General features: G+C 70.3%; 30 protein-coding genes. 11 read left to right on the top strand and 19 right to left on the bottom strand.

The genetic code is table 11. From position 1 onward, the window contains the following. The first annotated feature begins 436 nt into the window (after positions 1-436). Positions 437-1,027, top strand: coding sequence for a replication/maintenance protein RepL (locus ACFYOJ_RS26950; protein WP_388598074.1), 591 nt, complete (start codon positions 437-439; stop codon positions 1,025-1,027). Positions 1,028-1,042: 15 nt separating this feature from the next. Continuing rightward, positions 1,043-1,441, top strand: a complete 399-nt coding sequence (locus tag ACFYOJ_RS26945; RefSeq protein WP_356559504.1) for a winged helix-turn-helix domain-containing protein — start codon at positions 1,043-1,045, stop codon at positions 1,439-1,441. Between the two features lie 549 nt (positions 1,442-1,990). Here the strand turns inward: ACFYOJ_RS26945 and ACFYOJ_RS26940 are convergent. Continuing rightward, positions 1,991-2,914, bottom strand: coding sequence for a hypothetical protein (locus ACFYOJ_RS26940; protein WP_356559310.1), 924 nt, complete (start codon positions 2,912-2,914; stop codon positions 1,991-1,993). Positions 2,915-3,671: 757 nt separating this feature from the next. On the opposite strand from ACFYOJ_RS26940, the gene ACFYOJ_RS26935 reads away from it, so the two are divergent. After that, positions 3,672-4,061: a hypothetical protein gene (locus ACFYOJ_RS26935; protein ID WP_356559312.1), complete on the top strand. Its 390-nt coding sequence runs from the start codon at positions 3,672-3,674 to the stop codon at positions 4,059-4,061. A gap of 49 nt (positions 4,062-4,110) precedes the next feature. On the opposite strand, the gene ACFYOJ_RS26930 is transcribed toward ACFYOJ_RS26935, so the two are convergent. The 13 genes from ACFYOJ_RS26930 to ACFYOJ_RS26870 form a co-directional block, all read right to left on the bottom strand. Further along, positions 4,111-6,756, bottom strand: coding sequence for a DEAD/DEAH box helicase family protein (locus ACFYOJ_RS26930; protein ID WP_356559314.1), 2,646 nt, complete (start codon positions 6,754-6,756; stop codon positions 4,111-4,113). Between the two features lie 87 nt (positions 6,757-6,843). After that, on the bottom strand, positions 6,844-7,017 hold the full coding sequence (locus ACFYOJ_RS26925; protein ID WP_356559316.1) for a DUF6087 family protein: 174 nt from the start codon (positions 7,015-7,017) through the stop codon (positions 6,844-6,846). 126 nt (positions 7,018-7,143) lie between these two features. Beyond that, positions 7,144-7,503: a peptide deformylase gene (locus ACFYOJ_RS26920; RefSeq protein ID WP_388598105.1), complete on the bottom strand. Its 360-nt coding sequence runs from the start codon at positions 7,501-7,503 to the stop codon at positions 7,144-7,146. Continuing rightward, positions 7,445-7,873 (bottom strand): hypothetical protein, encoded by a 429-nt coding sequence (locus tag ACFYOJ_RS26915; RefSeq protein ID WP_388598112.1) that lies wholly within the window; start codon positions 7,871-7,873, stop codon positions 7,445-7,447. Before ACFYOJ_RS26915 ends, ACFYOJ_RS26920 begins: the two co-directional genes overlap by 59 nt. 30 nt (positions 7,874-7,903) lie before the next feature. After that, on the bottom strand, positions 7,904-8,686 hold the full coding sequence (locus ACFYOJ_RS26910) for a phosphotransferase (RefSeq protein WP_356559181.1): 783 nt from the start codon (positions 8,684-8,686) through the stop codon (positions 7,904-7,906). 2 nt (positions 8,687-8,688) lie between these two features. After that, complete coding sequence (locus ACFYOJ_RS26905; RefSeq protein WP_356559179.1) at positions 8,689-9,159, bottom strand: NUDIX domain-containing protein; 471 nt, start codon at positions 9,157-9,159, stop codon at positions 8,689-8,691. 34 nt (positions 9,160-9,193) lie between these two features. Next, on the bottom strand, positions 9,194-10,780 hold the full coding sequence (locus tag ACFYOJ_RS26900; RefSeq protein WP_356559177.1) for a hypothetical protein: 1,587 nt from the start codon (positions 10,778-10,780) through the stop codon (positions 9,194-9,196). Next, entirely contained in the window at positions 10,777-11,796 is a 1,020-nt protein-coding gene (locus ACFYOJ_RS26895) for a glycosyltransferase (protein WP_356559175.1), read from the bottom strand. The genes ACFYOJ_RS26900 and ACFYOJ_RS26895 overlap by 4 nt, the downstream gene beginning before the upstream one ends. Next, entirely contained in the window at positions 11,793-12,353 is a 561-nt protein-coding gene (locus ACFYOJ_RS26890) for a hypothetical protein (protein ID WP_356559173.1), read from the bottom strand. Before ACFYOJ_RS26890 ends, ACFYOJ_RS26895 begins: the two co-directional genes overlap by 4 nt. Then, a complete protein-coding gene (locus ACFYOJ_RS26885; RefSeq protein ID WP_356559171.1) occupies positions 12,350-13,435 on the bottom strand; it encodes a hypothetical protein in 1,086 nt (361 codons plus the stop codon). The genes ACFYOJ_RS26890 and ACFYOJ_RS26885 overlap by 4 nt, the downstream gene beginning before the upstream one ends. Further along, positions 13,432-14,871, bottom strand: coding sequence for a protoporphyrinogen/coproporphyrinogen oxidase (locus ACFYOJ_RS26880; RefSeq protein WP_388598070.1), 1,440 nt, complete (start codon positions 14,869-14,871; stop codon positions 13,432-13,434). Before ACFYOJ_RS26880 ends, ACFYOJ_RS26885 begins: the two co-directional genes overlap by 4 nt. Before the next feature lie 124 nt (positions 14,872-14,995). Then, positions 14,996-15,355 (bottom strand): hypothetical protein, encoded by a 360-nt coding sequence (locus ACFYOJ_RS26875; protein WP_356559516.1) that lies wholly within the window; start codon positions 15,353-15,355, stop codon positions 14,996-14,998. After that, positions 15,348-15,812, bottom strand: coding sequence for an ATP-binding protein (locus ACFYOJ_RS26870; RefSeq protein WP_356559514.1), 465 nt, complete (start codon positions 15,810-15,812; stop codon positions 15,348-15,350). The genes ACFYOJ_RS26875 and ACFYOJ_RS26870 overlap by 8 nt, the downstream gene beginning before the upstream one ends. Before the next feature lie 198 nt (positions 15,813-16,010). Between ACFYOJ_RS26870 and ACFYOJ_RS26865 the strand changes: the two genes are divergently transcribed. Together ACFYOJ_RS26865 and ACFYOJ_RS26860 are read left to right on the top strand one after the other, a co-directional pair. Continuing rightward, a complete protein-coding gene (locus tag ACFYOJ_RS26865; protein WP_356559512.1) occupies positions 16,011-16,877 on the top strand; it encodes a helix-turn-helix transcriptional regulator in 867 nt (288 codons plus the stop codon). Beyond that, complete coding sequence (locus ACFYOJ_RS26860; RefSeq protein WP_356559510.1) at positions 16,874-17,095, top strand: DUF397 domain-containing protein; 222 nt, start codon at positions 16,874-16,876, stop codon at positions 17,093-17,095. The genes ACFYOJ_RS26865 and ACFYOJ_RS26860 overlap by 4 nt, the downstream gene beginning before the upstream one ends. Before the next feature lie 560 nt (positions 17,096-17,655). Here ACFYOJ_RS26860 and ACFYOJ_RS26855 read toward each other — a convergent pair. From ACFYOJ_RS26855 to ACFYOJ_RS26845, 3 genes are read right to left on the bottom strand one after another with little or no spacing between them, the layout of a single operon-like run. After that, entirely contained in the window at positions 17,656-17,784 is a 129-nt protein-coding gene (locus ACFYOJ_RS26855) for a hypothetical protein (RefSeq protein ID WP_356559526.1), read from the bottom strand. Then, positions 17,781-17,993, bottom strand: a complete 213-nt coding sequence (locus tag ACFYOJ_RS26850) for a hypothetical protein (protein WP_356559524.1) — start codon at positions 17,991-17,993, stop codon at positions 17,781-17,783. Before ACFYOJ_RS26850 ends, ACFYOJ_RS26855 begins: the two co-directional genes overlap by 4 nt. After that, a complete protein-coding gene (locus tag ACFYOJ_RS26845; protein WP_356559522.1) occupies positions 17,990-18,427 on the bottom strand; it encodes a hypothetical protein in 438 nt (145 codons plus the stop codon). The genes ACFYOJ_RS26850 and ACFYOJ_RS26845 overlap by 4 nt, the downstream gene beginning before the upstream one ends. 161 nt (positions 18,428-18,588) lie before the next feature. Between ACFYOJ_RS26845 and mihF the strand changes: the two genes are divergently transcribed. Together mihF and ACFYOJ_RS26835 are read left to right on the top strand one after the other, a co-directional pair. Beyond that, complete coding sequence (gene mihF, locus ACFYOJ_RS26840) at positions 18,589-18,903, top strand: integration host factor, actinobacterial type (protein WP_356559520.1); 315 nt, start codon at positions 18,589-18,591, stop codon at positions 18,901-18,903. Between the two features lie 84 nt (positions 18,904-18,987). Further along, positions 18,988-19,446: a hypothetical protein gene (locus ACFYOJ_RS26835; RefSeq protein WP_388598066.1), complete on the top strand. Its 459-nt coding sequence runs from the start codon at positions 18,988-18,990 to the stop codon at positions 19,444-19,446. A 545-nt stretch (positions 19,447-19,991) separates the two neighbouring features. Here the strand turns inward: ACFYOJ_RS26835 and ACFYOJ_RS26830 are convergent. Then, a complete protein-coding gene (locus ACFYOJ_RS26830) occupies positions 19,992-20,642 on the bottom strand; it encodes a hypothetical protein (RefSeq protein WP_356559450.1) in 651 nt (216 codons plus the stop codon). 80 nt (positions 20,643-20,722) lie between these two features. Continuing rightward, positions 20,723-21,502: a GntR family transcriptional regulator gene (locus ACFYOJ_RS26825; protein WP_356559448.1), complete on the bottom strand. Its 780-nt coding sequence runs from the start codon at positions 21,500-21,502 to the stop codon at positions 20,723-20,725. Positions 21,503-22,075: 573 nt separating this feature from the next. On the opposite strand from ACFYOJ_RS26825, the gene ACFYOJ_RS26820 reads away from it, so the two are divergent. The 4 genes from ACFYOJ_RS26820 (at position 22,076) to ACFYOJ_RS26805 (ending at position 24,770) form a co-directional block, all read left to right on the top strand. Next, positions 22,076-22,264 (top strand): hypothetical protein, encoded by a 189-nt coding sequence (locus tag ACFYOJ_RS26820; protein WP_356559446.1) that lies wholly within the window; start codon positions 22,076-22,078, stop codon positions 22,262-22,264. Further along, a complete protein-coding gene (locus tag ACFYOJ_RS26815; protein ID WP_356559444.1) occupies positions 22,264-22,785 on the top strand; it encodes a hypothetical protein in 522 nt (173 codons plus the stop codon). Before ACFYOJ_RS26820 ends, ACFYOJ_RS26815 begins: the two co-directional genes overlap by 1 nt. Continuing rightward, entirely contained in the window at positions 22,782-22,943 is a 162-nt protein-coding gene (locus ACFYOJ_RS26810) for a hypothetical protein (RefSeq protein WP_388598063.1), read from the top strand. Before ACFYOJ_RS26815 ends, ACFYOJ_RS26810 begins: the two co-directional genes overlap by 4 nt. Positions 22,944-23,192: 249 nt before the next feature. Beyond that, entirely contained in the window at positions 23,193-24,770 is a 1,578-nt protein-coding gene (locus ACFYOJ_RS26805) for a DUF2637 domain-containing protein (protein WP_388598103.1), read from the top strand. The last annotated feature ends 76 nt before the right edge of the window (positions 24,771-24,846 follow it).

Here is a 24,846-nt window from a genome sequence, read left to right as displayed (position 1 = left end):
GTCGACGACTGTCGGCACCGGCAGGGGAAAGTTGCGGATAGACACAACTTTACACAGAAACATGCGCCTGTCCGCAACTTTCCCCTGCTCGGCCAACACCCACTCGAGGTCCTCCGGAAGGCCCTGCTCCGATCGCACCCCCTCGGCGATGCAAGAACACCAAGAGTCAGCCGAGAGGCGCGCAGCCCCCTGCGCTGGGCAGGAAGAGGCGGTTTGTGCGGAGCCTGAGGCTGCGCCTCCAGGGCGCGCACCCACAGGGCCTGGGCGGCCACCGCCATTCGAGTCTCGCCGAGAGGATGCCCCCTCGTCTGCGTCGACTGCCGGCGGCGGCCGACACAAACTTGCGTCGGACAGCAACTCTCCGGCGCGTAACATGCGAATGAGCGCAACTTTTGCCGTACAGTGCGCAGCACCTGTACGTGAAAGGATCATCTACATGGGAGAAGCGGCACGGCCGCTGCGCGGACGTCGCGCGAGGCCACCATCCCAACAGCCCAGGGCTATCCGGCCGGTCAGTACAGACGGTGGTACAGACCTTGCCCGGCGGATCGCGGAGCAGTTCGGCAAGGGGCCCGTCCATGAGGTCAAGACCGTCGTCTACCGCCGGCCTCCTCACGACATGCTCGGTGCCGACGGGTACTCCCTGGTCAGCAACTACTTCCTGCGTCGTGTCCTGCCGTACTGCCTGATGCACAACATCATCAGCAAGCTGCAGGCTGCGGTCCTGTCAAACATGATCGGCAGACAGAAGAAGGGGAAGATCGAGGCGACTCACGCCGAGATCGCGGCCGAACTCGGTGTGAAGCGCACCAGCGTCGGCCACGCTCTCGATGCCTTGTGCGAGAAGAACCTCGTGCGCAAGGTCAAGCGGTCCTCCTATCAGCTCAACCCCCGCGTCGCGTATAACGGGAACGGCCAGGAGCAGCACGACTTCCTGGCCGAGCTGCGGGCACTCGCCTTGGACTCCAAGTTCCCCGACGAACTCGCGCCCGAGCTCAGCCTGTTCCCCAGGTCTGAGGTCGGCTGACCGAAGGGACTCGCCATGCTGTTCCAGACCACCGGGCTGCTCGGCATGCTCCACCAGCTGCAGCTCACCCCGACGGCGATCGATGTCCTCTCGGTGATGGTCGAGCACCAGGACCCCGGGGGGAACGTCGGGATGAAGCAGTCCGAGATCGACGAGATCCTCGGCGTCGGACAGGCCTCCATGAGCCGCGCCATGGCCCTGCTCGTCGAACGCGGCATCGTGCTGCGCTCCGGCGGCGGCCGCGGGCACCGTTACGCCCTCAACCCAGCCGTGGCCGGCTACGAGTCACAGACCGAGCTGGAAAAGGCCATGACCGAACAGCTCGCTGTCGGCGGTCCGCCCCCCATCAAGGTTCCCGGCTACGCCAAACGCCCGCCCAAACAGGGCAAGGGCGGCCTCCACGCCGTCGCCTGATCCCCGTCAGGACGCAGAAGGCCCCGGCGGTTGCCGGGGCCTTCTGCACCTGTACGCGAAAGTGCGTCACTCCAGTATGCACCGTCCCGGCCCTCGTACGCCTCTGGTCACCGAGGTCGTCGCCCGGAATGCGTAGGCACGGAGCACGCCGCCCCCCCCGTCCCGCAGTTCTGCGGACACGGGCCGCTCCGCCGCCTCCCCATCGGCTGCCTCGGCGTCTGCATCAAAGGGGACTGCAGGCCCGTTCGCAGGTCGCATCCCGGTTCAGCCTCTCGCCTACGTCATGCGTCCGGGGTCAGGCTTCCGCCTTACCCGCCCGGCGCCGTTATGCCTGGAAGGACCCAGGAAGTCTCGCAGTAGATCTCAGAGGCCATGGCCCAGTCGGCGTAGGCAATCAACTCCTCGCCGTCCGGCCTTCAAGCTGTGATCGCCCACCTGTGTCAGGGAGGAGAGATGGGTCCGAGACGCGCTGGCATGCTGGCCGCTTCAGGCATGGGAGTCCCGGACGCGCCAGGGAGCAGCCAGATGGCCAGCGGCGCGGGGCGCCTGTTACAGCAGGAATTCCTGGCGCACCCAGTCCAGGTGGGCTCTGTATTCCTGGCGCACGTAGCTGCGGGGACGGGCCGACCACCGGCTGTCTGCCGCCGGTACGGGCCCGGCACTGCATCTGTGGCGTCGGTCCCAGGCGACGAGGTTGTTGGCCGCGGCCAATGCCTCGATGAGGACGTCGTCGGACGCGAAGTCGTCCATCGCGAGCGCATAGCGGTCATAGAGCGCCGCGGATCGTAGAAGGAAGTCGCGGGTGCGTCGGGGGTCCTCTGTTCCGGCGCTCTGGTCGGCACGGAGGAGGGCCTGCAGGGTGTTCACTGCATCCGCGTGCTGTTCCAGATCCTCAGCGTGGTCGTAGACGGCCACGTCCGGGTCCGCTATCTGGCCTGCGGGGCGTTCCTGCCTCAGGGCGGCGCGGAACGCGTGTCTGGTGTCCACCACGGCGTGGAGCCGGTCGCCCACTGTCCTGCCGAGCTCGGTGTGGGCGGTAAGCGAGTCACGGGCCTGCTGGACGATGAACTCAGCGTTGCCGGAACGCTGTGTGTCCTCCAGCGAGACTCGGAGGTCGTGGAGGGCATCGACGAGGCGCTCGTCGGGCGGCGCGGCAGAGACCAGAGTGTTCAGGACCTGGTCCTGGCCGAGGAGACCGGCGGCCGAGGCGAGGGGGACAGCCAGCAGCTGCGACCCGTCAGGTGCGTCCATGTGCTCGGTGACCGCAGCGGAGTGCAAAGCACACGCGGTGACCAAGTTGACGTAAGACAGCGCAGTGCCGGCGGCCTGGGAATGGTTCTGTCTGGGTGTCCATGTCGAAGGATGCTGCGCAAGGTACCACACGGTCAGCTCCCCGGCCCAAAAGACACATCCTTCCCATGTCGAGCCGAAGCGGAGTTGTCTCATCTGCTGCAAGGCCTCGTCGATGTCCATACGCACGACGGTAGTTGGCTCCGTGCTCACCAGGAAGCGCCAGCCCGCTGTCGGCGCGGGTAGCGGCACCACCACGTTGACGACCGGTGAGAACTCTTGGCCGATGCCCTGCTGACGGGGCCGGTCGACGACACGGCAGCGAGAGAATGACCGTGCAGCTGGGCCTGCAACGGATGCTGCCCCGTGCTGGCGCTCTCGTGCGCATCCACGCCCCCTGCACCCTGGCTTCGTGTTGCTCGGTGTGCCGGCGCCCAGCATCGCCAACTGCGCTGCCACCTTCGGTCACACCCCGTGACGGTACGCGGACGACAGCACGGTGAAGGCCCAGTACCTCGCGAACCCGGTATTGCTCGATCTGTCGGAAGTGGCGTTGTCGCATACTTCGTGGGGCGCCCGTCTCAGCATCTCCTTGGGCAGGCGTTTCTCGCACCGTCGCGCCTACTCCTCCACGGCTGTAGCTGCTGTCCACAGAGGCTGCATCCTGAGCGCGCGCGGGGCCCGCCGACCAGCAACAGCGAAGCCCCCGATCATCCGCGCTTGGTCGGCCTTCACGCTGTGCCGGTCCCGAGGGGATGGCCCGCACATGCTGCGGCCCCGGGCGCCGGGCGCGGTACCAGGGGCCGCTGACAGGCACGAGTCCCGTGGGGTCTTGCTCGACCCGTGCACGCGTCACCTCACCCAACGCCCGCCACAGTCGGCAGGACACGCTCCACGTCAACGCCCGCACCTGCTCTTGTCGCCTGACACGATGCTTCGCATGCAGCCGCTGCCGGAACCGTGCCCCGCCGATCTCATCCCCGACGCTACAGGCATCGACGCCTTCAACGCCGCCTACAGGCAGGCCAAGCAGCAGGACACCGTGTTCATCGCTGTCGAACTTCAGGTAGGCGGGTGGACGGTCAAGGCCGACACGCTCACCGCTGGGCCGCACCATCTCATCGACGACTCGGTGTACGACGCCGTCCGTGCCGCGGTCATCCACCTGATCCGTTCGCGAGAGATTCGCCCGGATTCTTCGGCAGGACCGGTGTACTTCGTGCTGTACGACGTGGAGAGCGAGCAGCGGGCGCGTGAAATCGCCGCCGCGCTGCACGCGGCGCTGTACGAGGACCTTCAGCCGCTGGCACATGCCGTCCCCTTGCCCTGAAGCGTCACCGCGTCCCGGATTGTCCGGACCGTCGTGGTGAGGTGACGGATCAGCTGACGGGTTGGGCGTGGGCCGCGTGCCAGGCGTCCCAGATGTCGCTGCGGAGCCGACCTCGATCGGGAACGTCCATGCCTTGTTGCTTGGCCCACTGCCGCACTTGGGCAACCGGCGGGTTCGCGGCCGGTGGCGAGGGATCCGGTCGGCGGCGGGCGGGGACGGCTGGGCGGGACAGCGGCTGGGGCAGGTGGTCGCGGGAGGTGGCGGTGAAGCCGCGGCGTTCGAGAATCCGCCGGCGTTTGTGGTGCATGCGCTCCAGCCAGGGCACGTCGGCGTCGAGGTAGTCGTGGGCTTCGACGTGGGACTTCCTCGTCTCGGTGTTTCGCATGATCCGCCCGACCTGCTGAATGACCCGGCCCTTGAAGGAGATCGGGCTGATGAGGAAGAGGGTGTCGAGTCTGGGGGCGTCGAAGCCCTCCCCGGCGAGCTTGTCGATGGCCAGCAGCACCAGTGGGCTGCCCGTCTCGTCGGTCAGGCGGGCGCGGACGCGGGCCCGCTCGGCGGGCGGGATGCCGCCGTGCAGGAGCAGAGGTTCGATGCCGTGGGCCGCGAGGGCGGTAGCGAGCTGGTGAAGGTGCTCGACGCGGTTGCTCAGGGCCAGGCTGCATCGGCCGCGCCGGGAGGCGTCGGCGATGTCTGCTGCGATCTGGGTGTTGCGGTCGGAATTCGAGGCGAGCTCGGTGTAGATGGCTTGGTAGGAAGCGCCGTCCTTGCCTGGCTCGTCGCTGGTGAAGGAGGTGACGTGTACGACGAGGTGCTTGGCGAAGGTGCTGGTGTCGGCGATCTCGTGCCGGATAGGCCCGCACTGCATCGTGATCAGCGGGTCCATCTGATCGGCCCGGTAGGGGGTGGCCGACAGGCCGATCCACCGCTCAGCGCGGGTCTTGCGGATCGCAGCCTCCGCGCCCTGCGCGCCCACGGCGTGGCACTCGTCGACCACGACGAGTCCGTATCCGTCCAGTAGTCCGTCGGGGGCGTCGCGATGGCTGAGCGTCTGCAGCATGATCAGGTCGACTACGTGGCCGCGGCGGTCCTTGCCCGCGCCCAACGAGCCGACGCGGCCGCCACCGAGGTCGAGGAACGTGGCGAGCCGGTCCTGCCACTGCAGGAGCAGCTCGGAGCGGTTGACGATGATCGCGGTCGGGGTCTGGTGGTGTGCGATCAGCGCGCAGGCCATCACCGTCTTGCCGGAGCCCGGCGGCGCGACGAGCACGCCGCTGGTGTGGTCCGTGACCGCGTCGACGGCCTGGCGCTGGACGTCGGTCAGCTCGCCGGTGAATCGGGCCTCGATAGGCGGGAGGTCTGGGAGGTCGCTGGTGATCGTGAGTGTGCCGCCGGCGGCGGCGATGAGCTGGGTGGCCTCATCCGCCAAGCCGCGCGGTAGGTTCAGCCAGTCCGGGTCGGTGGCGTCGAAGGAGCAGACGAAGCGCGGGGTGTCCCAGGTGGAGTACCGCTGGCTCTGGCGGCGGTAGAACTCTGGGTTGTGGAACGACGCCGTGTGCTTGAGCGCCGCGAGCAAGGCGGCTGGCAGGCCCTTGGTCGAGATCGCGAGCATCGCCGACAGCCTCGCTTCGACGAGGGCGGGCGCCTTGCCCAGTGCACGTCGGCGGGGCTTGGGCGGCAGGGTCGGCGCGGTCGCCGACGGGCCTGCTTTGACCTCGCCGAGCTTGTCGGTGAGCGCCTCGACCTCGGCTGGGGAGAGTCGCTCGATCAGGGACAGGTGTGCGAACTGGTCCGGGTGCGGCTCCCAGGTCTGCGGGTCGACGAAGACCGTGGTGCCCTTCAGCCGGGAGACGCCCTGGAGCGGGAGCGCGATCAGGTTGCCAAAGCGGGCGTTGCCCTTGGCGTTCGTCGGCAGCAGGTCCTGGGCGGGGAAGAGGCGGTCGTAGCTGGACAGCGTCATCTGCCCGCGGGCGTCGATCGCCCGCCGCAGCAGCGCCATGCCCAAGGACCGGGCTGTGGCCGCGGCAACGGGGGCGGTGAAGAAGGTCCACACGTGCGCGCCAGCCCCTGAGCGGGAGATCTCCACCAGGGCGGGAACGCCGGAGTCGTGGCAGGCGGCGGCGTAGGCGGCGGCATCGCCGCGCCAGTCGCTGCCGTCCTTTCCATCGAAGTCGACCGCCAGGAGCCGGCAGGTGTCGTCGGCGAGCAACGGGTACAGCCCCAGGTGGGTCTCCCGGGAGCCGGGCTCGGGGCGGGAGAGGTGGTTGTAGACGGCCCTGTCGGTCAGCGGCCAGAACACCCGCTCGGCGTCGTTCTTGTTCCTGGCGAAGGGGTTGTCCTCGGCGGGGCTCCAGCCCGTCCGGCCCGTCTTCGTGCTCACCCACCGGGTGGCGTAGACGTCCTCGCGGCCGGCGAACAACGCCCGGAACAGGGCGATCTTCGCCTCCGTCCCGGAGGTCGCGTCCGCGTACGGCAGACCGCCTTCGCCTCGCGCGACGGTCGGCGCCATGGGCTCGGGGACCCGGGGTAGCACTTGCGGGACCTTGACGGTGAGCATGCCCAGCTGGGTACGCAGGCGCTCGTTCTCAGCTTGGCGCTCGGTGAGTTTCGCTCGCAGTTCGGCGTTCTCCTCGAGCGCCACATCGAGCCGGATGCGCAGTTCGGCCGGGTCGTTGCAGTCGTGCCAGTCCTCCACGCCTCCATGATCCGGATTCGTGTCCGGGGGGGGGGCCAATTTGCTGAGATCCCACCCTGTGCCATGGGCCGATCGAGCCGATGTGGCCTACCTGCCCGGCGCTGGTTCGCCAGCAGCCCAGGCTTGCGCGGCCGCGAGGTTCGGCGCGGTGCCTTCGGGCATGTACGCGAAGCCGTCCCAGGGCTCCAGGACCCGCGGCTCCTCGGGTCGCACGTGGGTGGCACCGCCGCCGACGGGCCGGTGCCGGCGGTAGACGTCCATCGGCGCACACCTGCGCCGCAGGCACGGGGCGAGTGGGTCGTCGGGGTCGATGCTCGGGACCGCGCGGGACGGCTGGTCCGGCGGTCCAGGACGGGCGTGCCTGCCCACAGTCGTGCCCTGCCCCTTCTACTCGTATGACCAGGCGCGGCCGGTGGCCTCGACCGTCGTGCGGTACTCCTCGACGGGGATCGGTTTCACGCCGGGCCGCATCCGGTTCAGCAGCACAAGACCGTCAAGGTGGTCGATCTCGTGGGCGATGAGCCTGGCCTTGCCCCGCTCGTAGACCGCGGTCGCGGGGCTGCCGTCCAGTGTCACCGTCTCCACGGTGATCCGCAGCAGTCTCGGGACCGGGGCTCGTACGTCGAAGAACGACAGGCACCCTTCGAACTTCTCGTCCATCTCCTCGGAGACAGCGGTGATGCGGGGGTTAAGCAGCACGATCAGGTCGGCCGCGGGCGGCTGGACGACGGCTGCGGACCGGCCGATGCCGATCTGCGGGGCGGCTAGGCCCAGGCCCTTGCCGGAGAAATCGTGCGCGCGGCGATACGTTCCATGGCGTCCAGACGTTGGCCGACAACGGTGTCCGCACCTCGAACCCGTTCTTCTCCAGGGCATCGCGTAGCCGGCCGCGAGACTCCGGTTCGTCCATGCCGTACACCACGATCAGGCCGGACCAGTTCTCCGATCGAATGGCGAACTCGGGGATCTTCAGCTGGTCTATGAGTCGGCTCACCGCTTCGATGACGCGGTTGAGGTCGCCGATGTGTACTGGATCTCGTGACCCGTCCCCGCGGACGATGTGATGCGGGTAGCGGGCTGGCTTGTTGAAGAAGTCGACGAGCCATTTGCCGTCCATGCCAGCCTCCGGGTGGTCAAGGTCTGCAGGTCATTGTGCGCGGCGGGGTGGTCGAGCAGTGAGGGACAGGGCGTGTGCGCGGACGGCGGGGTCGGTTGCCAGGGCCGCATCGGCGAGGAGGTGGAGGCGCCAGTACAGCTCCAGGCGCTGATGGGCGGCTGGAGCGGCCCAGGGGGCGAGTACGGCCTGCGGTGAGAGCAGGCGTAGGCGTACGGCGAGGCGGGCGCGGTCGGAGATCGGGTCGCCGAAGGCGGCGAGTTCCCAGTCCAGCAGGAGCCGGACACCGGCTGTGGTGCGGATGAGGTGTCCGGGTTGGAGGTCGTGGTGGAGGAGGCGTGGCTCGATGTCAAGGTTCACTCGGTCGAGGTCTCGGCGGAGGGCTGCTGCAGCGGTAGCGAGATCGGGTGCTTTGGCCGTGTAGAGGTTCAGGCGGTCGTGGAGGTAGTGGCGCCAGGTGGGGTGGCGGGTTGCTCCGGCGAGGCGCCCGAAGTGGGTTCCGCGGATGGCATGGACGGCGGCGAGCGGGGCGGCGAGGTCATCCAGGAACTGTTCGGCGGGGACGGGCTGGGCCTGGACGGCGCTCTGCGCGGTCCAGGCCGGCTGCCCCTCTGCATCGGCGTCGAGCAGGTGGGGGCTGGGGGCGCGGTGGTGGGTGAGCAGTGCGAGGGCGGCGGCTTCGTTGGCTGCGCGGGCGGGATCGCTGTAGTGCTTGAGGATGTACGGCTCGCGTCCGCCGATGTACCAGACGCGGTTGGCCTGGCCGGTGGTGATTTCGGTGGCGCCGTCGGGGACGCGGCCGTCTTTCCTCCCCACGGTCAGGCGATGTCGCCGAGGTAGCGGGTAGGGGACTCGTCGTGGGCGAGGTCGGCGATCAGGGTGCGCAGACCGTGGGGCAGCAGGTTGAGGCCGGGCACCTTCTCCAACTCCACCCACTCCAGGCCGGTCTGCACGTCGTCTTCGGCGTGGCCCCCGAGCTTGTCCGGGTCACCCTCGGGCCGGCACAGGAAGATCGCTTCGACTCGGTGGTCCTCTGGGGCGCCGCCGTGGTTGGCGCCGATGTACTCGCGCAGCCACAGCAGACGCTCGGGTGTGACGTCCAGGCCGGTCTCCTCGCGGACTTCGCGGCGGACCGTAGTGCCGAGGGTCTCGCCGGGGTGCTGGCCGCCGCCGGGCAGGAAGTAGCAGTCCTGGCCCTCCCAGTGAGCGCGCTGGAGCAGGACGCGGCCGTCGTGGAGGACGACGGCCTTGGCCGCATTGCGGATGGTCGCGGTAACGGTTTCGGCCACAGGGGCTCCCACGTGTGATCGGGTGTCGGGGTGTTCAGCGTTCAGTCTTACCGAAGCCGAGACGGCGTCCGGTGGTCTTGGCCCAGATCAGCCGCCAGGGCCCGGCCAGCCGGACGAAGGGCTGGAGGGGGCTGGCCGCGACGAGCACGATCGGCCGCGCTGCGGCAGAGCGCGGTGGTGGCCCGGTGGTGGCGGGCGTGGTGACGCGGTGGTGCAGGGCCGGTGCCAGGGCGAGCAGCCGGGCGGTGGTGAGGGGACCGTGCAGCAGGACACCGACTACGGCGAGCCCAGCCCACAGGGGACCGGCCCACCAGGCGCTGGCCACGGCGGCGGCCAGCAGCGGAGCGCCGAGCAGCCAGGCCGCTTCGTCCGCCCACTCCCGCAGTATCAGGGCGGTCCTGGCCAGGCGGGAGAGGCCGCTGGGCAGGTGGGCGACGGCTCGGGCGTGCCGGTCAGGTCGGGCGGAGGCGGTGAACGCGAGCGCGTGGAGGTTGGTCAGGCCGGTGGTGTCGGTGTAGGGCTCGTCCAGGACCAGGGCGGCGGCCGGTGCGAAGTCGGCGCCGAGCAGGGAGAGACGGTGCCCTGTGCCGAGGTCTTCCATCGGTTCGGGAAAGCCGCCGAGCCGGCGCAGGGCGGGGAGGTGGACGGCCATGCCGCAGCCGACGGCGTAGACCATCGGCCGCAGCCACAACCGGACCGTCTCCGGGAGCCGGGAGCGGGTGAGCCACTGGTGGAGGCGTACGCGGGCGAGTTCGATGCCGAGGGAGCGCCGCAGTTGGTAGACCCACTCCTCGGTCAGCAGCAGGCCGGCCAGGCCGCGCGGGAAAGGGCGGCGAGCTAGCAGCGGGAGCCTCTGTTGCTGGATCAGCGCCGGCATCCGGCCGGAAGAGGCCCGGTGTTCGGTGGCGGCGTCGGCGAAGGCGGTCAGGGTGGCCCGGTCAGGGACGGCGTCGGCGTCGTACACCAGGACGAAGGTGTCGTGAGCGTGGGTGTCCTCGTGCCAGCCGAGCGGCCCGAGTACGTCGGGCAGGTGGTCGAGGGCGAAGTTGAGCTGTCCGGGCTTTCGGCCTCCGACGTCGGGCTGGTGCAGATGCACCAGCGGCAGACCCTCGATGTGGTCGGCGGTCAGGGCGGTCACGATGTCGGCGGTGCTCGGCTCGGCGTCGAACAGCTTGGTCAGCACCGCCAGGCGTTCGCCGCACGGGACGGCATTGACGGTCTCAGTGACGGCCTGGCAGCGGGAGGCGGGGAACAGGCCCCGCAGCTGGGCTGCCGTCAGCGTGGACAGCGAGGCGAGCTCCGGCAGCCGGCGGCGGTGCTGGGCGCGGGCGGTGTGCTCGCGTTCGGTGGTGATGACCACGACGGCCGCGCGGTCAGCAGGGTAGTCGAGGCCGGTGAACGCCGCGATCGACTCGGCGGCGACGGCCTGTTCGCGGAGCATCGGCAGCAGCACCACCAGCCACGGCGTCTGTCCGTCCACGTCGGCGGGGCGGTGCGCGGGGGCGGACAGCAGCCAGCGCACACTCGCCTCGACCGCGAGGGCGGCCCAGACCGCGCGGGCCAGCAGCCCGGTCACGAGAACCGGCACCACGATGTCCAACCACACCTCGGCGGCGCTCACGCTTCCCCCAGCAGCCGGTAGACGGCACGCATGCTGTCGGCGACTCGTGGCCAGGCGAAGCACTCGGCCCGCTCCCGTGCGGCCGCACGCCGTGCGGTGTGGTCGGCGGTGTCCAGCTCGGCAAGGAGCTTGTCGGCGGTGTCGGCTGCGGCCGCCGCGTCGGCGGGCGGGACAAGGACGGCGGCCGGGCCCTCGCCGGCGTAGTGCCGGATGCCGCCGATGTCCGTGACGACGGCCGGGGTACCGCAGGCGAGGGCTTCCAGCAGTGCGTTGTTGGCGCTCGCCCCGGTCAGGGGCAGCAGCAGGAACGCTGCCCGCCGGTACAGGGCGATCAGCTCCTGTTCGCTGATCCCTTCCAGGATGCGGGCGGCCGGGTGCCAGGGGCGCGAGGCGGCCTGCCGGGTGACGACGGTCAGTTCGATGCCCGCGCCGTGGCGGCGGTGCAGGAGGTCGTGGACGGCGTCGAGGGTGTCGAAGTCGCGCAGCCACCAGCCGACGGTCAGCACCAGCGGCCGGCCGGGCTGCGGCGGTGCGCCAGCGGGGGTGAAGGCGGCGGTGTCGATGCCGTGCGGCACCAGGTGCACCCGCTCAGGTGGGAGCAGGTCGCAGAAGAACGCCTGCTGGTGAGGGTCGAGGACGATGATCTGCTCGGCCCGCGGGGCCAGGGACCGCCACACCTTGACCGGCAGCAGCCGGGCGAGCTGGTCGGGCGGCTGGTGGTAGGTGATGGCGGTCGGCGCGGTGCGGTGGCGGGAGAGCCAGAACTGCTCGTCCCCGTAGAGGACGTGCGCCGGCTGGCGGGAGGCGAGGACGCGCAGGTCGGTGGCGAAGTGATCGGCCGGGTAGAACGGGAGCGGGCAGCGGGGGCCGAGGAGGCGGTGGGCGGCGGTGAAGGCCCGTCGTGTGCCCGGGTGGCGGGGCGGGGTGATACGGCGGACTTCGGGGAGGTGGTCCAGGAGGCGGTCGTAGCCGCCGTGGGCGGTGTGCCAGGGCACGCGGACGACGGAGGCGATCACGTGCGTCCCCTTCCTGTTGCGGGCAGTAGACCGAGCCGGCGCAGCTGCGGGGTGATGGCGGCGGGCCGGTCGAGGCGCACCACGGTCAGGCCGGCCGTGTTGTCGGGGTGGAGGCGGGCGGACCAGCGGCGGCGGTGACGGTGGTGGTGCATGGGGCCCCAGCGCAGGATGGAGTCCGCAGCTAGCAGGTGGCGGTAAGTCTCCCGGTTTCCGGCGAACAGTTCTTCACCGGTGGCGGCCCGGCGCAGTGAGCGGTTGACCAGCCGGGGCAGGCATACGCGCAGCGGCAGGTCGAGCCACAGGACCAGCTCGGCGCGGTCCAGGAGCATCTCGGCGACTTCGCCGCCGTAGTTGCCGTCCGCGATCCAGGCCGGTCCGGCGAGGCGGTGGCGGACGCCCTTGTGGAAGACGGGGGTGTCCAGGGGGGTCCAGTTCGGTCCCCAGAACAGTTCGTCGAGGTCGATGCGGGGCAGGCCGGTGTGGGCGGAGACCGCTGCGGCCAGCGTCGACTTGCCGGAGGCGACCGGCCCGACCAGGGCTATGCGGCTGACAGTCACGTGAGCCTCCTCGTCACCGCGTCGGCGACCTTCTCCAGCAGGCCAGGGCTGTGCACGCCGGCCGTGACCTGGAGGACGGGCACCGTGGCGGCGAGGCTGCCGATGAGGGCGGCGGCCTGGCGGGCCAGGTCGTCCACGGGCCGGGTCCGGACGGCGAACCAGGGCTCGAGCCAGTCCTCGTCGTGCGGGGTGCAGCACACGGCGGCAAGGGCGGTGCGGGCCCGATCGGACGTGAGGAGGCGGCTGCTCAGGGCCTGGTCGTCGTCGTGGAGGCGGGGGACGACGACGAGCCGCAGGGGCGCTGCCTCCCGCACGCGGGCGGAGAAGGCATGGGCGAACTCGCGTGGGGTCAGGGCCGCTTTGCGGGCGCTGCCGAAGGCTCCGGGCAGACTGTGCGGGTTCGGCAGGACCTCGCGCGGGGCCAGTGCGGACAGGGTGCCCCCGCCGATCCGGACGGAGATCGGCACCCCGGCCACCATGCCCGCGCCGGCAGTCACCAGGGCACGGTCGGAGGCGATCAGGTCTGCTCCGTGGTGGGCAGCCAGCGCGGTGAGCACGGTGGTCTTGCCCGCCCCGGAGGGGGCGGCGATGAGCACGCCGTGGTCGTCGAGGGCGGCGGCCGCGGCGTGGAAGGAGGTCCAGCCACGGCTCTCGGAACATCGCAGGACGACCTCGCGGACGACGCGCATCAGGTACCGCTCGCCGCGCTCGGCCCCGGGCTTCAGCAGCACCGTCTGCCGGCCCGCCGCGTCCCGGGCATAGAGGTGGTCCAGGGGTAAGTGTGTGTCGGGCCCGGGCCACCACCAGGTGGTCCCGTCGAGCTGGCAGCGGCGGTACGGCTCCCCGCGGAACGGCACCACGGTCACCGACGCGGCCCCCGCGACGCGGACCATCCGGTCCTGGAAGAGGGCCGCGTCGTGGCGGACCCGAACTGCCGTCTCCTCCCCGCACGCTGGGGCAAGCTGGTGTTCGGGGACGAAGGCCCGAAGGTACCGTCCCTGGGCGGCGTCGAAGGCGGCGTCGGTGACGACGTGGAAGCGGTGTCCAGCAAACAGCACGGTGGCCCTCTTCGGGCCGGTCATGACCGGCACTCCACCCGGGCCGCGGGCACGGAGGGACCCAAGGGGGCGGAGGCGAGGAGTTCCTCGCGCGTTCCGTTCACCAGGCGGCGGGCGATGTCGATGCCCATCTTGACCGCGTGGTCCATGTTGCCGATCTCGTAGCGCCATGTCCCGAACCGGCCCCGGGGGTAGATGCCGCGCTCTTCCATCCACGGCATCACCTGCGCCAGGGCCTCGTCCCGTTCCAGGGTGGGCACCGGGTATGCGTACGGGATCACCTCGACATGGGCGCTGGCGAGCGGCGCCCGGGCCGGCACCAGGCCGTGACGGCGAAGCGCCTGGTCGCACGAGCGGACCAGAGCATCGCGGTCGAGGCCCTGGCCCGCGGTGAGGGAGGTCTCGGTCATCCAGGCGCTGTAGGCGCCCACCTCCGCGCCGGGGACGTTGGCGGGCGCGTACTTGCTGAAGTTCGTGGCCCGGTAGAAGGGCACGTCGGGCTGCGGGAAATACAGCCACGACCGCGCGTCGGTGGTCGGTGCCCGGTAGCCCAGGCCGACCATGGCCACGGTGGTGTGCCGCAGGCTCTGGGCGGCCGACCGGAGCGGGGCCGGGCAGGTAGCGGTCATGGAGGCGAGCCGGTCCAGCGGTCCGGTGGCCACCAGGCGGTCGTAGCCGATCCTCTCGCCGCCGGCGAGGGTGACGGCGCGGGCTGCCGTATCGACGGCAACCGCGCGGACCTGGGTGCGCAGGCGGTCGGCGTCGATACGGGCGGCGAGGCGGCGCCAGATCTCGCCGGTTCCGCCGGACGCGGGGAAGGCGAAGGTGGCGTTCGGGCCCCACGGCCGCGCGGGTGGGGCGGTGCCGACGAACGCGGCAAGGATTTCCTCAACGTCTACGGGGGCCACCCGCTCGGCCACCCACGCCGAGCCCATGTTCTCAAGCGGCGTCGCCCAGACCTTGGTGTTGTACGGGGCGAAGAAGCGGTCCACCAGGGCCTGGCCGTACACCGTGACCAGCCACGTCGCGAAGTCCGCCGGAGCTGCGGAGTCCCCGCGGGCGTCGGGGCGCGCCGTGAGGAGATCGCGCAGGCAGGCCGTGGCGTCCTTCGGCGGGAGGTGATGGAGGTGCTGCTGGAAGGGGTAGGGCATCCATCCGTCGCCGTAGCGGATGTAGGAGGAGCGGTCGTGGTGCAGCAGCTCCTCGTCGGTGAAGAGCTCGGCCAGCAGCCGGTCGAACTCGCCGAAGTGGGAGAAGACCACGTGGCCACCCAGGTCCCAGGTGAACCCGGCCTCGTCCACCACGGAGGAGGCGAGCCCGCCCGGTGCGGAGGCGGCCTCCAGCAGCAGGAAGTTGCTGTGGCCGAGGCGGGTCAGCTCGTCGGCGCAGGCCAGACCGCATGGCCCGGCCCCGAGTATGACGATCCGGCCGCAGTCCGGCGTGTGCGCGGAGCGGGGCATGGTGCCCTCCTTCGATCGGCAGACAACGTGGACACGCCCAGCCCACGGGCTGGCGGCGTTGCGACGGCGCGATTCAGCTCAGGCGTGCAGCAGCAGGATCGCTGCCCGCCGAGGGGGCGAACGTTCATGTCGGTGGGGGGCCGGCCGAGGGGCCCGGTGGCGGTGTCGGACTGTGCAGCAGGGTGCTCAGCGAGACGGAGCAGGCCGGATCCAGCAGTGCGCGGACGGCGGCCTCCAACCGGGCCGGATCCGCGCCGAGGTGGTCGACGCCGGCACGGGTGAGCTCGGCGGCGAGCCGACCCTGCAGGAACGCTTCATAGCGGTGGCGGGCCACCGTGACAGCCAGGGCCTCTACCGATCCGACCTCCTTGCGCCGGACGGTCTGCTTCGGCCCGCTGCCGTAGGTCATCCACACGACCAGATGTCGGGCTGTCTCGTCGTACGCGACCCGGAAGGGCATCTGCTCGGACGGGGTCTCACCCACGGAGGTCTCCTTCGGGGTACGGGAGCCGGCACACGACCTGTTTGCCAACCGGAGTGGGGCGCACGGTCCAGCCGGGTGCCAGGATGTCCACCAGCCCCAACCCCCGCCCGTCTTCCGCCTTCTCGTCGTCGAGTGCGATCGGGCGGCGGCTGGGCAGTCGGTCCCCCATGGGGTCGTGGACCTTCACCGTTACGCCGCTCTCTTCGGCGTCGATCTCCACGACCAAGGGGGCGTGGTCCCCGCAGGCCCGTACCGCGTTTCCGATCAGCTCCGAGGCGATGAGCTGGGCCGCGTCGCTGATGCCCCCGCCCAGGCCGGCCGCGCAGAGCGTCTTGTCGGCCAGGGCGCGCAGGGACCGCAAATGGGCGGCCGAGGCGTTCATGTGGACGGCGAACCCGGCCTGACGGACTTGCAGGTAGAACCCGGGCGTCGACGCTGTCGATCCGTCTACCAACACGGCTGCCTCCAACCCGCGGCACGACACCGCACGGCGCCGAGCAACTAGCGCACCGCAACGGCTAGTTGACCGAGCGTGCCCATCGGCTGTCGAGCATCTACCCTTTCGCGGGTAGGTCGCAACCTTTCTGCCTAATCTCGCCATGGAATCCCGTGAACTGGGTCGTGTTGCTGCCCGGGGCGGTGCGACACTGCGCATATGCCGCACCAGCCTGTTGAGCCCACCGTCCGCCGGCGGCGCCTGGGCCAGACACTGAAGAAGCTCCGCAACGACGCCGGCATGACCCTCGAGGACGCCGCCGTCGCCATGGGCTGGAAGGTGCCCAAGCTCTCCAAGATCGAGAACGCCCGGCAGAACATCCGCCCGGCCGAGGTCACCGCCCTGCTCAAGGCGTACGGCGTCACGGATCCGGAGGTCTTCACCGCGCTGGAGAACCTTGCCAAGGACGCGGGCAAGAAGGGCTGGTGGCAGACCTACAGCGGTGTCGTCTCCCCGGCGTACGCGGACTACATCTCGCTGGAGGACGACGCGGAGCACATCCGCGAGTGGGCGCCGCTGGCCATCCCCGGACTGCTGCAGACCGCCGCGTACGCGCGCGAGACCATGACCGCGACCAGCGAGACGCGCACGCCGGAGGAGATCGTCGCTCTCGCCGAGGTCCGCCAGGCCCGGCAGGCGGTCCTGACCCGGCCCGGGAACCCGCTGCATCTGTGGGCGATCATCCACGAAGCCGCCCTGCACACCCGCTTCGAGGTCCGGCCGGCCACCATGCGCGAGCAGCTGCGCAAGCTCCTCGACGTCTCCGAGTTGCCGAACGTGACGGTGCAGCTCATGCCGGTGGACTCCACCGCGCACCCGGGGATGTTCGGCGGCTTCGGCCTGGTCAGCTTCCCCGGCCCCACCCCAGATGTCGTGCTGTTGGAGAACCTCAGCGGAGCTACCTACGTTGAGGGCGACGGTGCGCAACCCTTCGCCCACGCGGTCGAGCGCATCCGCGCCGCGGCCCTGTCGGTGGAGGACACACTCGCACGGATCACCAAGTTGGAAGAAGGGCACCGCAAGTGAGTGAACAGAAGACGGAGCTGTACGAGTACGACCTCTCCGCCGCCTACTGGCGCAAGGCGAAGGAAAGCGGTCCTGAGCACAACTGCGTCGAGATCACCGATCTCCCCGGAGGCGGCATCGCCGTCCGCGACTCGAAGAACCTGCACCTGGAGCCGCTGCGGTACACGGCCACCGAGTGGAGCATGTTCCGGAGGGCCATGGTGAGCGGAGAACTCTGATCAGTGCAGACGGGGGGGGGGGGGGGGGGGGGGGGGGGGGGGGGGGGGGGGGGGGGGGGCGGGCGCGGCCCCCCCCCCCCCCCCACCCCCACCCCCCCCCCCCCCCCCACCGCCCACGCCGACGCCGCCCCCGGCACCGCCCGCGCCGAAGCCCCCCCCCCCCCACCCCCCCCCCCCCCCCGCCCCGCCCCCGCCGCCCCCCCCCCCCCCCCCCCCCCCCCCCCCCCCCCCCCCCCCCGCCGCAGCATCTCACCCCCCACTGACAATGCCTCTCCGGCCTCACAGCCGCGCGTTCGCGGCGCCCTTCCCGTCGGCCCGGTGGGCTGGGGAGGACAGCCGGATGTCGCGATCGGGCACCGGCTCCCGACGGGACGGCTGTAAGGTCAGCTCTGCTGAGTTCCGGGGCGGGAGGCACAGGCCGCGACGGTCCCGCTCCGGCCCTCATCCTCGGGCTCGGGTTCCTCCTCGTACGTCCCAAACGGCCCGGGCAGGCCGGGCGCGCTCGCGCCAAGCATCGGGGCTCCGCCCTTGAGGCGGTGCGGCGGGTTGGGAATCACGTCTCACTGCTCCCGCTCGTACTCGTCGTCCCATCCGGTCTTGCGGTCCTCATCCCGTGCCGGGCCTTGATCGTCGGAGATCGCGCTCGTCATGTGCTTGATGATGCCGCCGAAGCCGGACAGTCTCCTCACGCGGCCCTGGCCTGGCCGGGCACAAGCCGCCAGGGCCCTGGGTACTCCGCTCCGCAGGTAGCGCAGAAGGCCAGGTAGAGCGCGGCGGCCGGCCCGAGGCTGTCGGACGGGAGGGCGGCCAGCTGCCGGCCTTCGATGACGGTCACGAGTTCCGCCCACTTGTTCAGGCACACGCACCCCGCCGATGTCTCCTGCCGGGCGGCGGTCACGCCTGGCTCCCGGCCTCGGGCGGGTCGGCCGGGTCGGTCGACCGCCACTCCCGCGGCTTACGCGCGGTCGCCTGCTCGACAGCCGCGACGTCACCGTGTCCGTAGCAGGTTCGGACGCCGGAGACCGACATGCCGGAGGCCGCAGCCAGGTCGGCCAGCTTGTAGGGACGGGGCCGGGTGAACTCCCGCCCGTAGGCGACCAGTCGGCGAATCTCAGCCTCGGCCTGTTCCTTGCGGTAGCGGGCGGCGCCGATGGCGGACATCAGCGGCTCGTTCCCTTCCGGGTCGGAGTCCGAGGCACCTTCCAGGTTGAGGGCCAGTTCCTTGCGGGCGGAGTCGACGTCGCGGCAGACGTCGTTGTAGACGTCCTCCGGGACGTCGCCCGGCTCCGGCATGGGGTACACGATCGCGGCGATGTCGTCGTAGATGCTCACGAGTTACAGGATACGCAACAAATTACGATGAAAGCAATTAGTTGCGTCGATTGAAAATCTGCCGGGCTTGTCTTCTCGGCAGGTTGGAAACTGCTGGTCACAGCCCTGTCGGCGGGGTCATGATGGCCGCTTCGAGTCCTACGAACGGCAAGGAGTAGCCCATGGCCCTGCCCAAACTGACCGCCGAGGCCCGAGCGGAGGCACTACGCAAGGCGGCAGCTGTCCGGAAGGAGCGCGGCGAGGTCCTCGCCGCGCTCAAGAACGGCACCGTGTCCCTGGAGTCCGTCCTCGAGCGGGATGACGCGGTCGTTGGCAAGACGTACGTCCGCAGGCTGCTGGAATCCCTGCCCGGCATCGGCAAGGTTCGCGCTGGCCAGCTCCTGAGCGACCTCGGCATCTCCGAACGCCGCCGCGTGCAGGGGCTCGGCGCCCGGCAGCGGGAACGCCTGCTCGAACTCTTTCCGCAGCAGGGCTGACCGGCGGCGACCTGTCGGCGCGCGCCTGCTTCCGGCATGGTTGAAGGCGACGCAGTGATGATCACCAGGAGGGGAAACCAGCACATGGCCTACGAAGACCGCACCTACCACGGCATCCAGGGCGGAGTCGCGGAAGAGGACGGGTGGCAGCCCGCCCGGATTCTCGTCGAGAAGCCCGAGTTCGGCCCCACCGAGCGGGAGAAGGCGGAGGTACTGCGGGAACTCGCCGAGCCGGAGGACGGCGGCTTCGGCTGGGGCTACAACGGCGGTGGCACCAGCGCGGCCGCCGGCGTCATCCTCGCCGACGCGCTCGACCTCGGTGACCCGGACGAGTGCGGCATCGGCTACGCCGCCTACCCCGAGGACAAGGTGCTCGTCCAACTCCGCGAGGACTTCTGCGACGACGTGCTGTCCCAGTTCTGCGACGAGTGGCGGCTGCGCCGCGGTGTCGTCCTGCGCTGGGCCCGCGCCTGGTACCTCCAGCGCGGGATCACCGACCTGCCCGCGGCCCTCCAGCAGCTTCCGCCCTTCACTGACATCTGAGGTACGTCCTGCCGTGGCCGGCCCCGCCACGTCGAACGTGGCGGGGCCGGCTGATACGACTGCTGAGGCGATCGGGCGCTCAGGAGCAGGTGAAGCCGTCCCGGAGTCGTCGGTCGGCGAGCGGGGTGACGCGCCGCTGCCAGTGATCCGGATTGTGCAGGGCCTCGTTCTCGATGGACAGCTCGGTGACGGCCCGGCGAGCGACAGCTTGAACGCCGCCACATGGGTGGTGGAGATCTCCTCCGGCCGCTGCGGCGCATCGCTCTGCTTCGACAGGAACGTCGCGAACCGCAACAGCATCATGAAGTACGACTCCGCCGTCTTGATGCTCTTCACGCCGCGCCGCGGGCCAGTCGCCGCGGCGAATACCTCGGCCAGCCACCGCTGCAGTTCACCGGAGACCGGTACACGGCGGAAGTCGAAGACGCGTGAGTGGCGGCCCTTCTCATCGGTGTACCGCACCGCGCACTCACCGTCGGCGACGAGCAGCCGCTCAGGCGGCCGCCAGCCCGCCGCAGGCAACGATGCCCGGCGGCCACGCTGGCTCACGACCAGCCCTCCCCACTCCTGCGCGCCGACGCGGTGGCCGGGGCGACACGGCGCAGTACGCGGTCGCTCGACGCCCCGATCCGCTCGGCGAGCCGGTTGACGGCGGCGTGCTCCTCCTCGTCGAGCAGCGACATCAGGTAGTCCGTCTCCAGAGCGGTGAAGGGCTCGAGGTACCAGTCCTTCGTCGTCTGCGGGTTGGCATGTCCGAGGAGGCCAGCCAGCTGGAACCACACATCGCCGAACTGGTCCCGGAACTCCCGCAGCTCGGTGTCGGTGAAACCCTCCACCCGCTGGTTCCACACCAGCGACAGGATCGAGAACCAGCGCAGGGCAAAGGAATGCCGGCACATGTGCGGGCGGCAGAACAGCGGCACCACGCCCCGGCCGCCCGCGCGCTTCCAACCGGCGGCAACGCGCTGGTTGGCCTCGGTGAACCGCTTCTCCCAGCTGCGGGCGTGCATCGGCAGTCCGTGCACTCCGAGCCAGACCGCCAGCGGCTCCAGGCCCTCATCGGTCTGCCGGAACAGCAGCAGTCGCTCCTCGGCCTCCAGGCCATCCAGGGACTTCGTCGTGCTGCCCTCACCCGTCAGGACGGTCAGCGTGCGGGACTGCGGGCTGAATCTCGTGACGATCTTAATGTCCTCCACCGTGACCGGCCTCGGCGTCGAACGCATGCCCCGCCCGATGATCAAGGTGGAGTGCTTCCGCAGTGCTCAGCTCGCAGTGCCTATTCGTCGAAGTCGTAGAGGAGCACGTTACGGTCGCCGGGCGCAATGGTCACCACGCAGCAGACGGGTTTCCTGTCGGCTCCGCGTCCTACCACGATGTGTCGGGCGATCGGGTTGGTGGCGTCGGGCTCGAGTTCCAGTCGCTTCGCCTCGTCATCGGTAGGCAGCCAGGAACGCAGGATGTGCTGGCGGCGCAGCTGCGGGTGTCCGATGCTGGCCAGCACATCGTCGATCATGCTGATGTCACCTTCCTCCATGAGAGGACTGTTCATGGCCACATCAAGGGGGAACCAGTAGTCGGCGAGCTGGAAGGGGATCCCGTCGCACCGGCGGATCGTTCGTCGGGCAACAGCCCAGGCGCCGGGTTCCAGTTCAAGCCAGTGGGCGATTTCTTCGGGCGCCCGCTCGGCGGTGACGTCGCAGGGGTCTTGGCTCGCCACGCGGCCCGCGCTTTCGACGGATGCCCGCCACCCGGCGAAGTCGACGGAGAACTTGCTGCGGTGGGCTCCGGGTTCTATGGAGTGGATGCGCCACTCGATGGGATCAATCGTGCGGATGTAGACGCCTTTGCCCTGCTGTGACGTCACCAAGCCCCAGGTCTTCAGCTTGAGTACGGCTTGGCGCAGCGTCTCTCCAGAGGTGTTGTAGTGCTCGACCAGCTTTCGGGTCGGCGGGAGCTGCCCGGAGTTCCTGAACTCACCCTCGCGCATGCGTCGCCGGAGGTCCTCGGCGATCTGCTGGGCGCTCCAGCGCCTGGGCCCCTGGGGTCGGCTCGTCATGCCGCCAGGGTAGCCAGGCTGTCTAGTGAGGCAAGCAGCGCCTCGCGCTCTGAGTCGTAGAGACATCATCACCGCCTCGCCGTATTACCCATCGCGCGATCTCCTTGCGTCCAAACCTGCATGTCAGCGGCCTTAGTTGACGTCACGACAGCCAGGGGTCTACCGTCTCCATCAACTTCACTTGTGAAGCTAGTGCACCTAGTGAAGTTGTCTCACGGCTTAAGTCCGCTTGCTCGGTCCAAGCGGGCAGCTCTCGCGGAGGCGAATAGTACGAAACATCAGAAAATGCCCTTCGGAGCGGTTGCTTGAGAACTCCACAACGGACAGAGGACTGATCGCCCAGCAGACTGCGGCGACATCGCGATCACCGGGCCAACTGCTCGGGCGCGCTCAAGAAGTCCAGACAACCAAAGTCCGGCACACGAGGCCGTGTGCCGTGGCCTTGGCCGTCTGGCCAGCACGACGGCCCTGACCGAAGTCACCTCCGGTCAGGGCCGCCCTCGGCCCCCTTCAGGAGTCGCCACTCCTTCCGGGGCCTGATCCGAACACCTCAGCCAACGAGGAGTCCGAACTGTGTCCCAGATTAATAAGCACCCCGCCTCTGCCACCGCGCGGGTCGGCTCGACGAGCACCGCGCACTCCAAGACGATCGCCGCCACGGTGGACACCGCCGCCCGGGCCCGCGCCGCGGAGGTGGCCGGGGCTTACCTGTCCAACCTGACGCTGGCCGCGAACACGGCGGCCGCTAAGGGGGTGCGGTGATGTCCACCTCCCTCGATGACTTCGAGCCGGTACACCCGAGCCTGGCCGCGTTCGCGGGAATGGCCCGCAGCCGGCTCGGCAACCTGAGCCCGGCCGAGCGCCGGGTCCAGGCGGCCGAAGCAGCCCGTGACGTGCTGCTCCGGGCGATCAAGCTCGACCTGAAGCACATGACGGCGGACGAACTCGTCCTGGAGATCCTGGAGATGCGCGGCGCCCTGGCCGGCCTGCTGACCGTCACGGTCCCGGCGGCCACGCCGCCCCCCAGCCCCGAGCAGGGCGGGCTGACCGATGACGACCTGGTCGCCAGTCTCTTCGACATGATCAGCGATGTGGCGCCGCTGGAGGCCGACGTGGCGGTACACATCGGCCGCCCGCTGCCCAACCCGCTGATCAACACCCTGGTCCGGGCGATCAACGCCCCGGGCCTGCGGGACGCGGGCGGGTACCTCGAGGCCCGCGGGCACTGCGGGACCTCTACCGTCCACATCACCGCCACGCCGGCCGTTGCAGGTGCCCGGTGACGCAGAGCGCGCCCGAGGAACGGCGCCCCCGCGAGAACCAGATCATCGCCCAGCCCGCCACGGTCGACCGGTGCCAGGCGGACTACCGCCGCGGCGCTGCCGACCGGACCACCGCCTACAAGAAGATGCGCCGGGCGGGGGCGCCGGGTCGCTCGTGACCACGGCGCCTCCGGTCCCGCCCGCACCGGCCTCGCCTCCGCGAAGGCGCGAGAGTAAGGCCGGTGCGGGCGGCCCCAAGCAACGCACGGGGACGGAAGAACCCCGATGTCCCCCTCGCGACCTCCGTCACCGGAGCCGCCTCGCACAGGAGAAGTACGGTGACCACCACCTCCAGCACTCCCCCTACGACACCCCCGCCGTCCCCGGCCGGTGAGCCGGACCGGCAGCCGCTCAACCAGGCGCAGCGTGTGATCGTCGGTGTCGTGGTCGGCGGCGCGGTGGTGATCGCCGGAATCGGATTCGCCGGCTCGTACGCCGCCGTCCGGGACCTGGCGACCCGCAAGGGTTTCGGCACGTTCGCCCACATTTTCCCGCTCGGCGTCGACGCGGGAATCCTCGTCCTGCTCGCGCTCGACCTGCTGCTGACCTGGCTCCGGATGCCCTTCCCCCTGCTGCGGCAGACCGCGTGGCTGCTGACCAGCGCGACGATCGCCTTCAACGGCGCCGCGGCCTGGCCCGACCCGCTCGGCGTCGGGATGCACGCGGTGATCCCGGTTCTTTTCGTCGTGACGGTCGAAGCCGCCCGGCACGCGATCGGCCAGCTGGCGAACATCACCGCCGGCCGCCACCTGGAGCCGGTACGGCTGATCCGGTGGATGCTGTCGCCGCTGCCGACCTTCAGGCTATGGCGGCGGATGAAGCTGTGGGAGATGCGATCGTACGACCGGGTCCTCGCACTCGAGCAGGAGCGCCTCGTCTACCAGGCCCGCCTGCGTACCCGGTTCGGCCGCGCCTGGCGCCGCCGGGCCCCTGTCGAGGCCCGGCTGCCGCTGAAGCTCACCCGCTACGGCGTGCCGCTCAACTCCGGCCGCACGCTCGCTTCGGCCCCTGCGCCGACGTCCGAGGGCCACGCGCTGGAGATGCACGTGGCCGACGCCCTCGCGCTCGCCTCACCCCCGGACGGTGCCCCGGCCCTTTCCACGGGCGAGGGCATGAACGTTCCTTCTCCGCCCGTGAACGATGACGCCGACACCGGCGTGAACTCCTGCGCCGAGCACACGTCCGGTTCACGGCCGGCCGTCCGGTTCACGGCGGCCGGCCGTGAACCGGAGCCCGTGAATCCGGCCGCCGGGCAGGGCGTGCATCCTCCGATTCACGCCTCGGCCGACAACCGCGTGAACGGTTCACGGTCCGGCGTGAACGCAGCGGTGAACGCCGCCGATTCACGCGTGAAGCCGTTCACGCCCATCGTGAACCGCTCGGCCGTGAACCGCGTGAACTGCGTGAATCCGCTGGTCACAGGCACCGTGAACGGATTCACGCCGGTCGTGAAGCCGCGTGAATTCACGCGTGAACCGGGGACCGTGAACCGGCCTGAGTGGAGCGTGAAGCAGCCGGTGCAGCTTGGCGTGAACCGCGCGGCCGACCGTGAACAGGGCGGCGTGAACAACGGCGACGGCACCGTGAACCCGGCGCCGGACGAGACCGTGAACGGACACTCCGGCGATCGTGAAGAGAAGCGCGTGAACGATGCCGACGGCAGCGTGAACGCGGGCACCGTGAATTCACGCCGCGTCCGTCGCGCGCACGCCGCGAAGCAGCCGGCACCGAGTTCGGTTCACGCCGCCGTCGGCGCCCCGAGCCCGGAGGAGACGGAGCGCGCCGAGGCGGCCGCGGCCTGGTTCGCCGCGAAGAGGGCCAACCCGAGCCTGACGCAGAAGGACTTCGTGAAACGGCTGGGTCGCTCGCCGGGCTGGATGACCAAGGCCCTCAAGGAGGCGGCGGCGCGCGAGGCAGCCAAGGCCGCGGCAGAGGCCGATGGCTGATCCGCTCCGTGGAGGCCGCTCCCGTGCCGGCCTGGGGCCGGGCGCCCTGCCCGGCCCCAGGCATCGCGCCCTGCTC

The sequence above is a fragment of the Streptomyces sp. NPDC006384 genome (assembly GCF_042870695.1).
GTDB lineage: Bacteria > Actinomycetota > Actinomycetes > Streptomycetales > Streptomycetaceae > Streptomyces.
This window is presented reverse-complemented; position numbering and strand designations above follow the sequence as displayed.

Coding starts and splice junctions, on each gene's coding strand:
- ACFYOJ_RS26950 (WP_388598074.1), top strand. CDS start 437: ATGGGAGAAGCGGCACGGCCGCTGCGCGGACGTCGCGCGAGGCCACCA.
- ACFYOJ_RS26945 (WP_356559504.1), top strand. CDS start 1,043: ATGCTGTTCCAGACCACCGGGCTGCTCGGCATGCTCCACCAGCTGCAG.
- ACFYOJ_RS26940 (WP_356559310.1), bottom strand. CDS start 2,914: ATGGACATCGACGAGGCCTTGCAGCAGATGAGACAACTCCGCTTCGGC.
- ACFYOJ_RS26935 (WP_356559312.1), top strand. CDS start 3,672: ATGCAGCCGCTGCCGGAACCGTGCCCCGCCGATCTCATCCCCGACGCT.
- ACFYOJ_RS26925 (WP_356559316.1), bottom strand. CDS start 7,017: ATGGACGTCTACCGCCGGCACCGGCCCGTCGGCGGCGGTGCCACCCAC.
- ACFYOJ_RS26915 (WP_388598112.1), bottom strand. CDS start 7,873: ATGGACGGCAAATGGCTCGTCGACTTCTTCAACAAGCCAGCCCGCTAC.
- ACFYOJ_RS26885 (WP_356559171.1), bottom strand. CDS start 13,435: ATGACCGGCCCGAAGAGGGCCACCGTGCTGTTTGCTGGACACCGCTTC.
- ACFYOJ_RS26880 (WP_388598070.1), bottom strand. CDS start 14,871: ATGCCCCGCTCCGCGCACACGCCGGACTGCGGCCGGATCGTCATACTC.
- ACFYOJ_RS26865 (WP_356559512.1), top strand. CDS start 16,011: ATGCCGCACCAGCCTGTTGAGCCCACCGTCCGCCGGCGGCGCCTGGGC.
- mihF (WP_356559520.1), top strand. CDS start 18,589: ATGGCCCTGCCCAAACTGACCGCCGAGGCCCGAGCGGAGGCACTACGC.
- ACFYOJ_RS26835 (WP_388598066.1), top strand. CDS start 18,988: ATGGCCTACGAAGACCGCACCTACCACGGCATCCAGGGCGGAGTCGCG.
- ACFYOJ_RS26825 (WP_356559448.1), bottom strand. CDS start 21,502: ATGACGAGCCGACCCCAGGGGCCCAGGCGCTGGAGCGCCCAGCAGATC.
- ACFYOJ_RS26815 (WP_356559444.1), top strand. CDS start 22,264: ATGTCCACCTCCCTCGATGACTTCGAGCCGGTACACCCGAGCCTGGCC.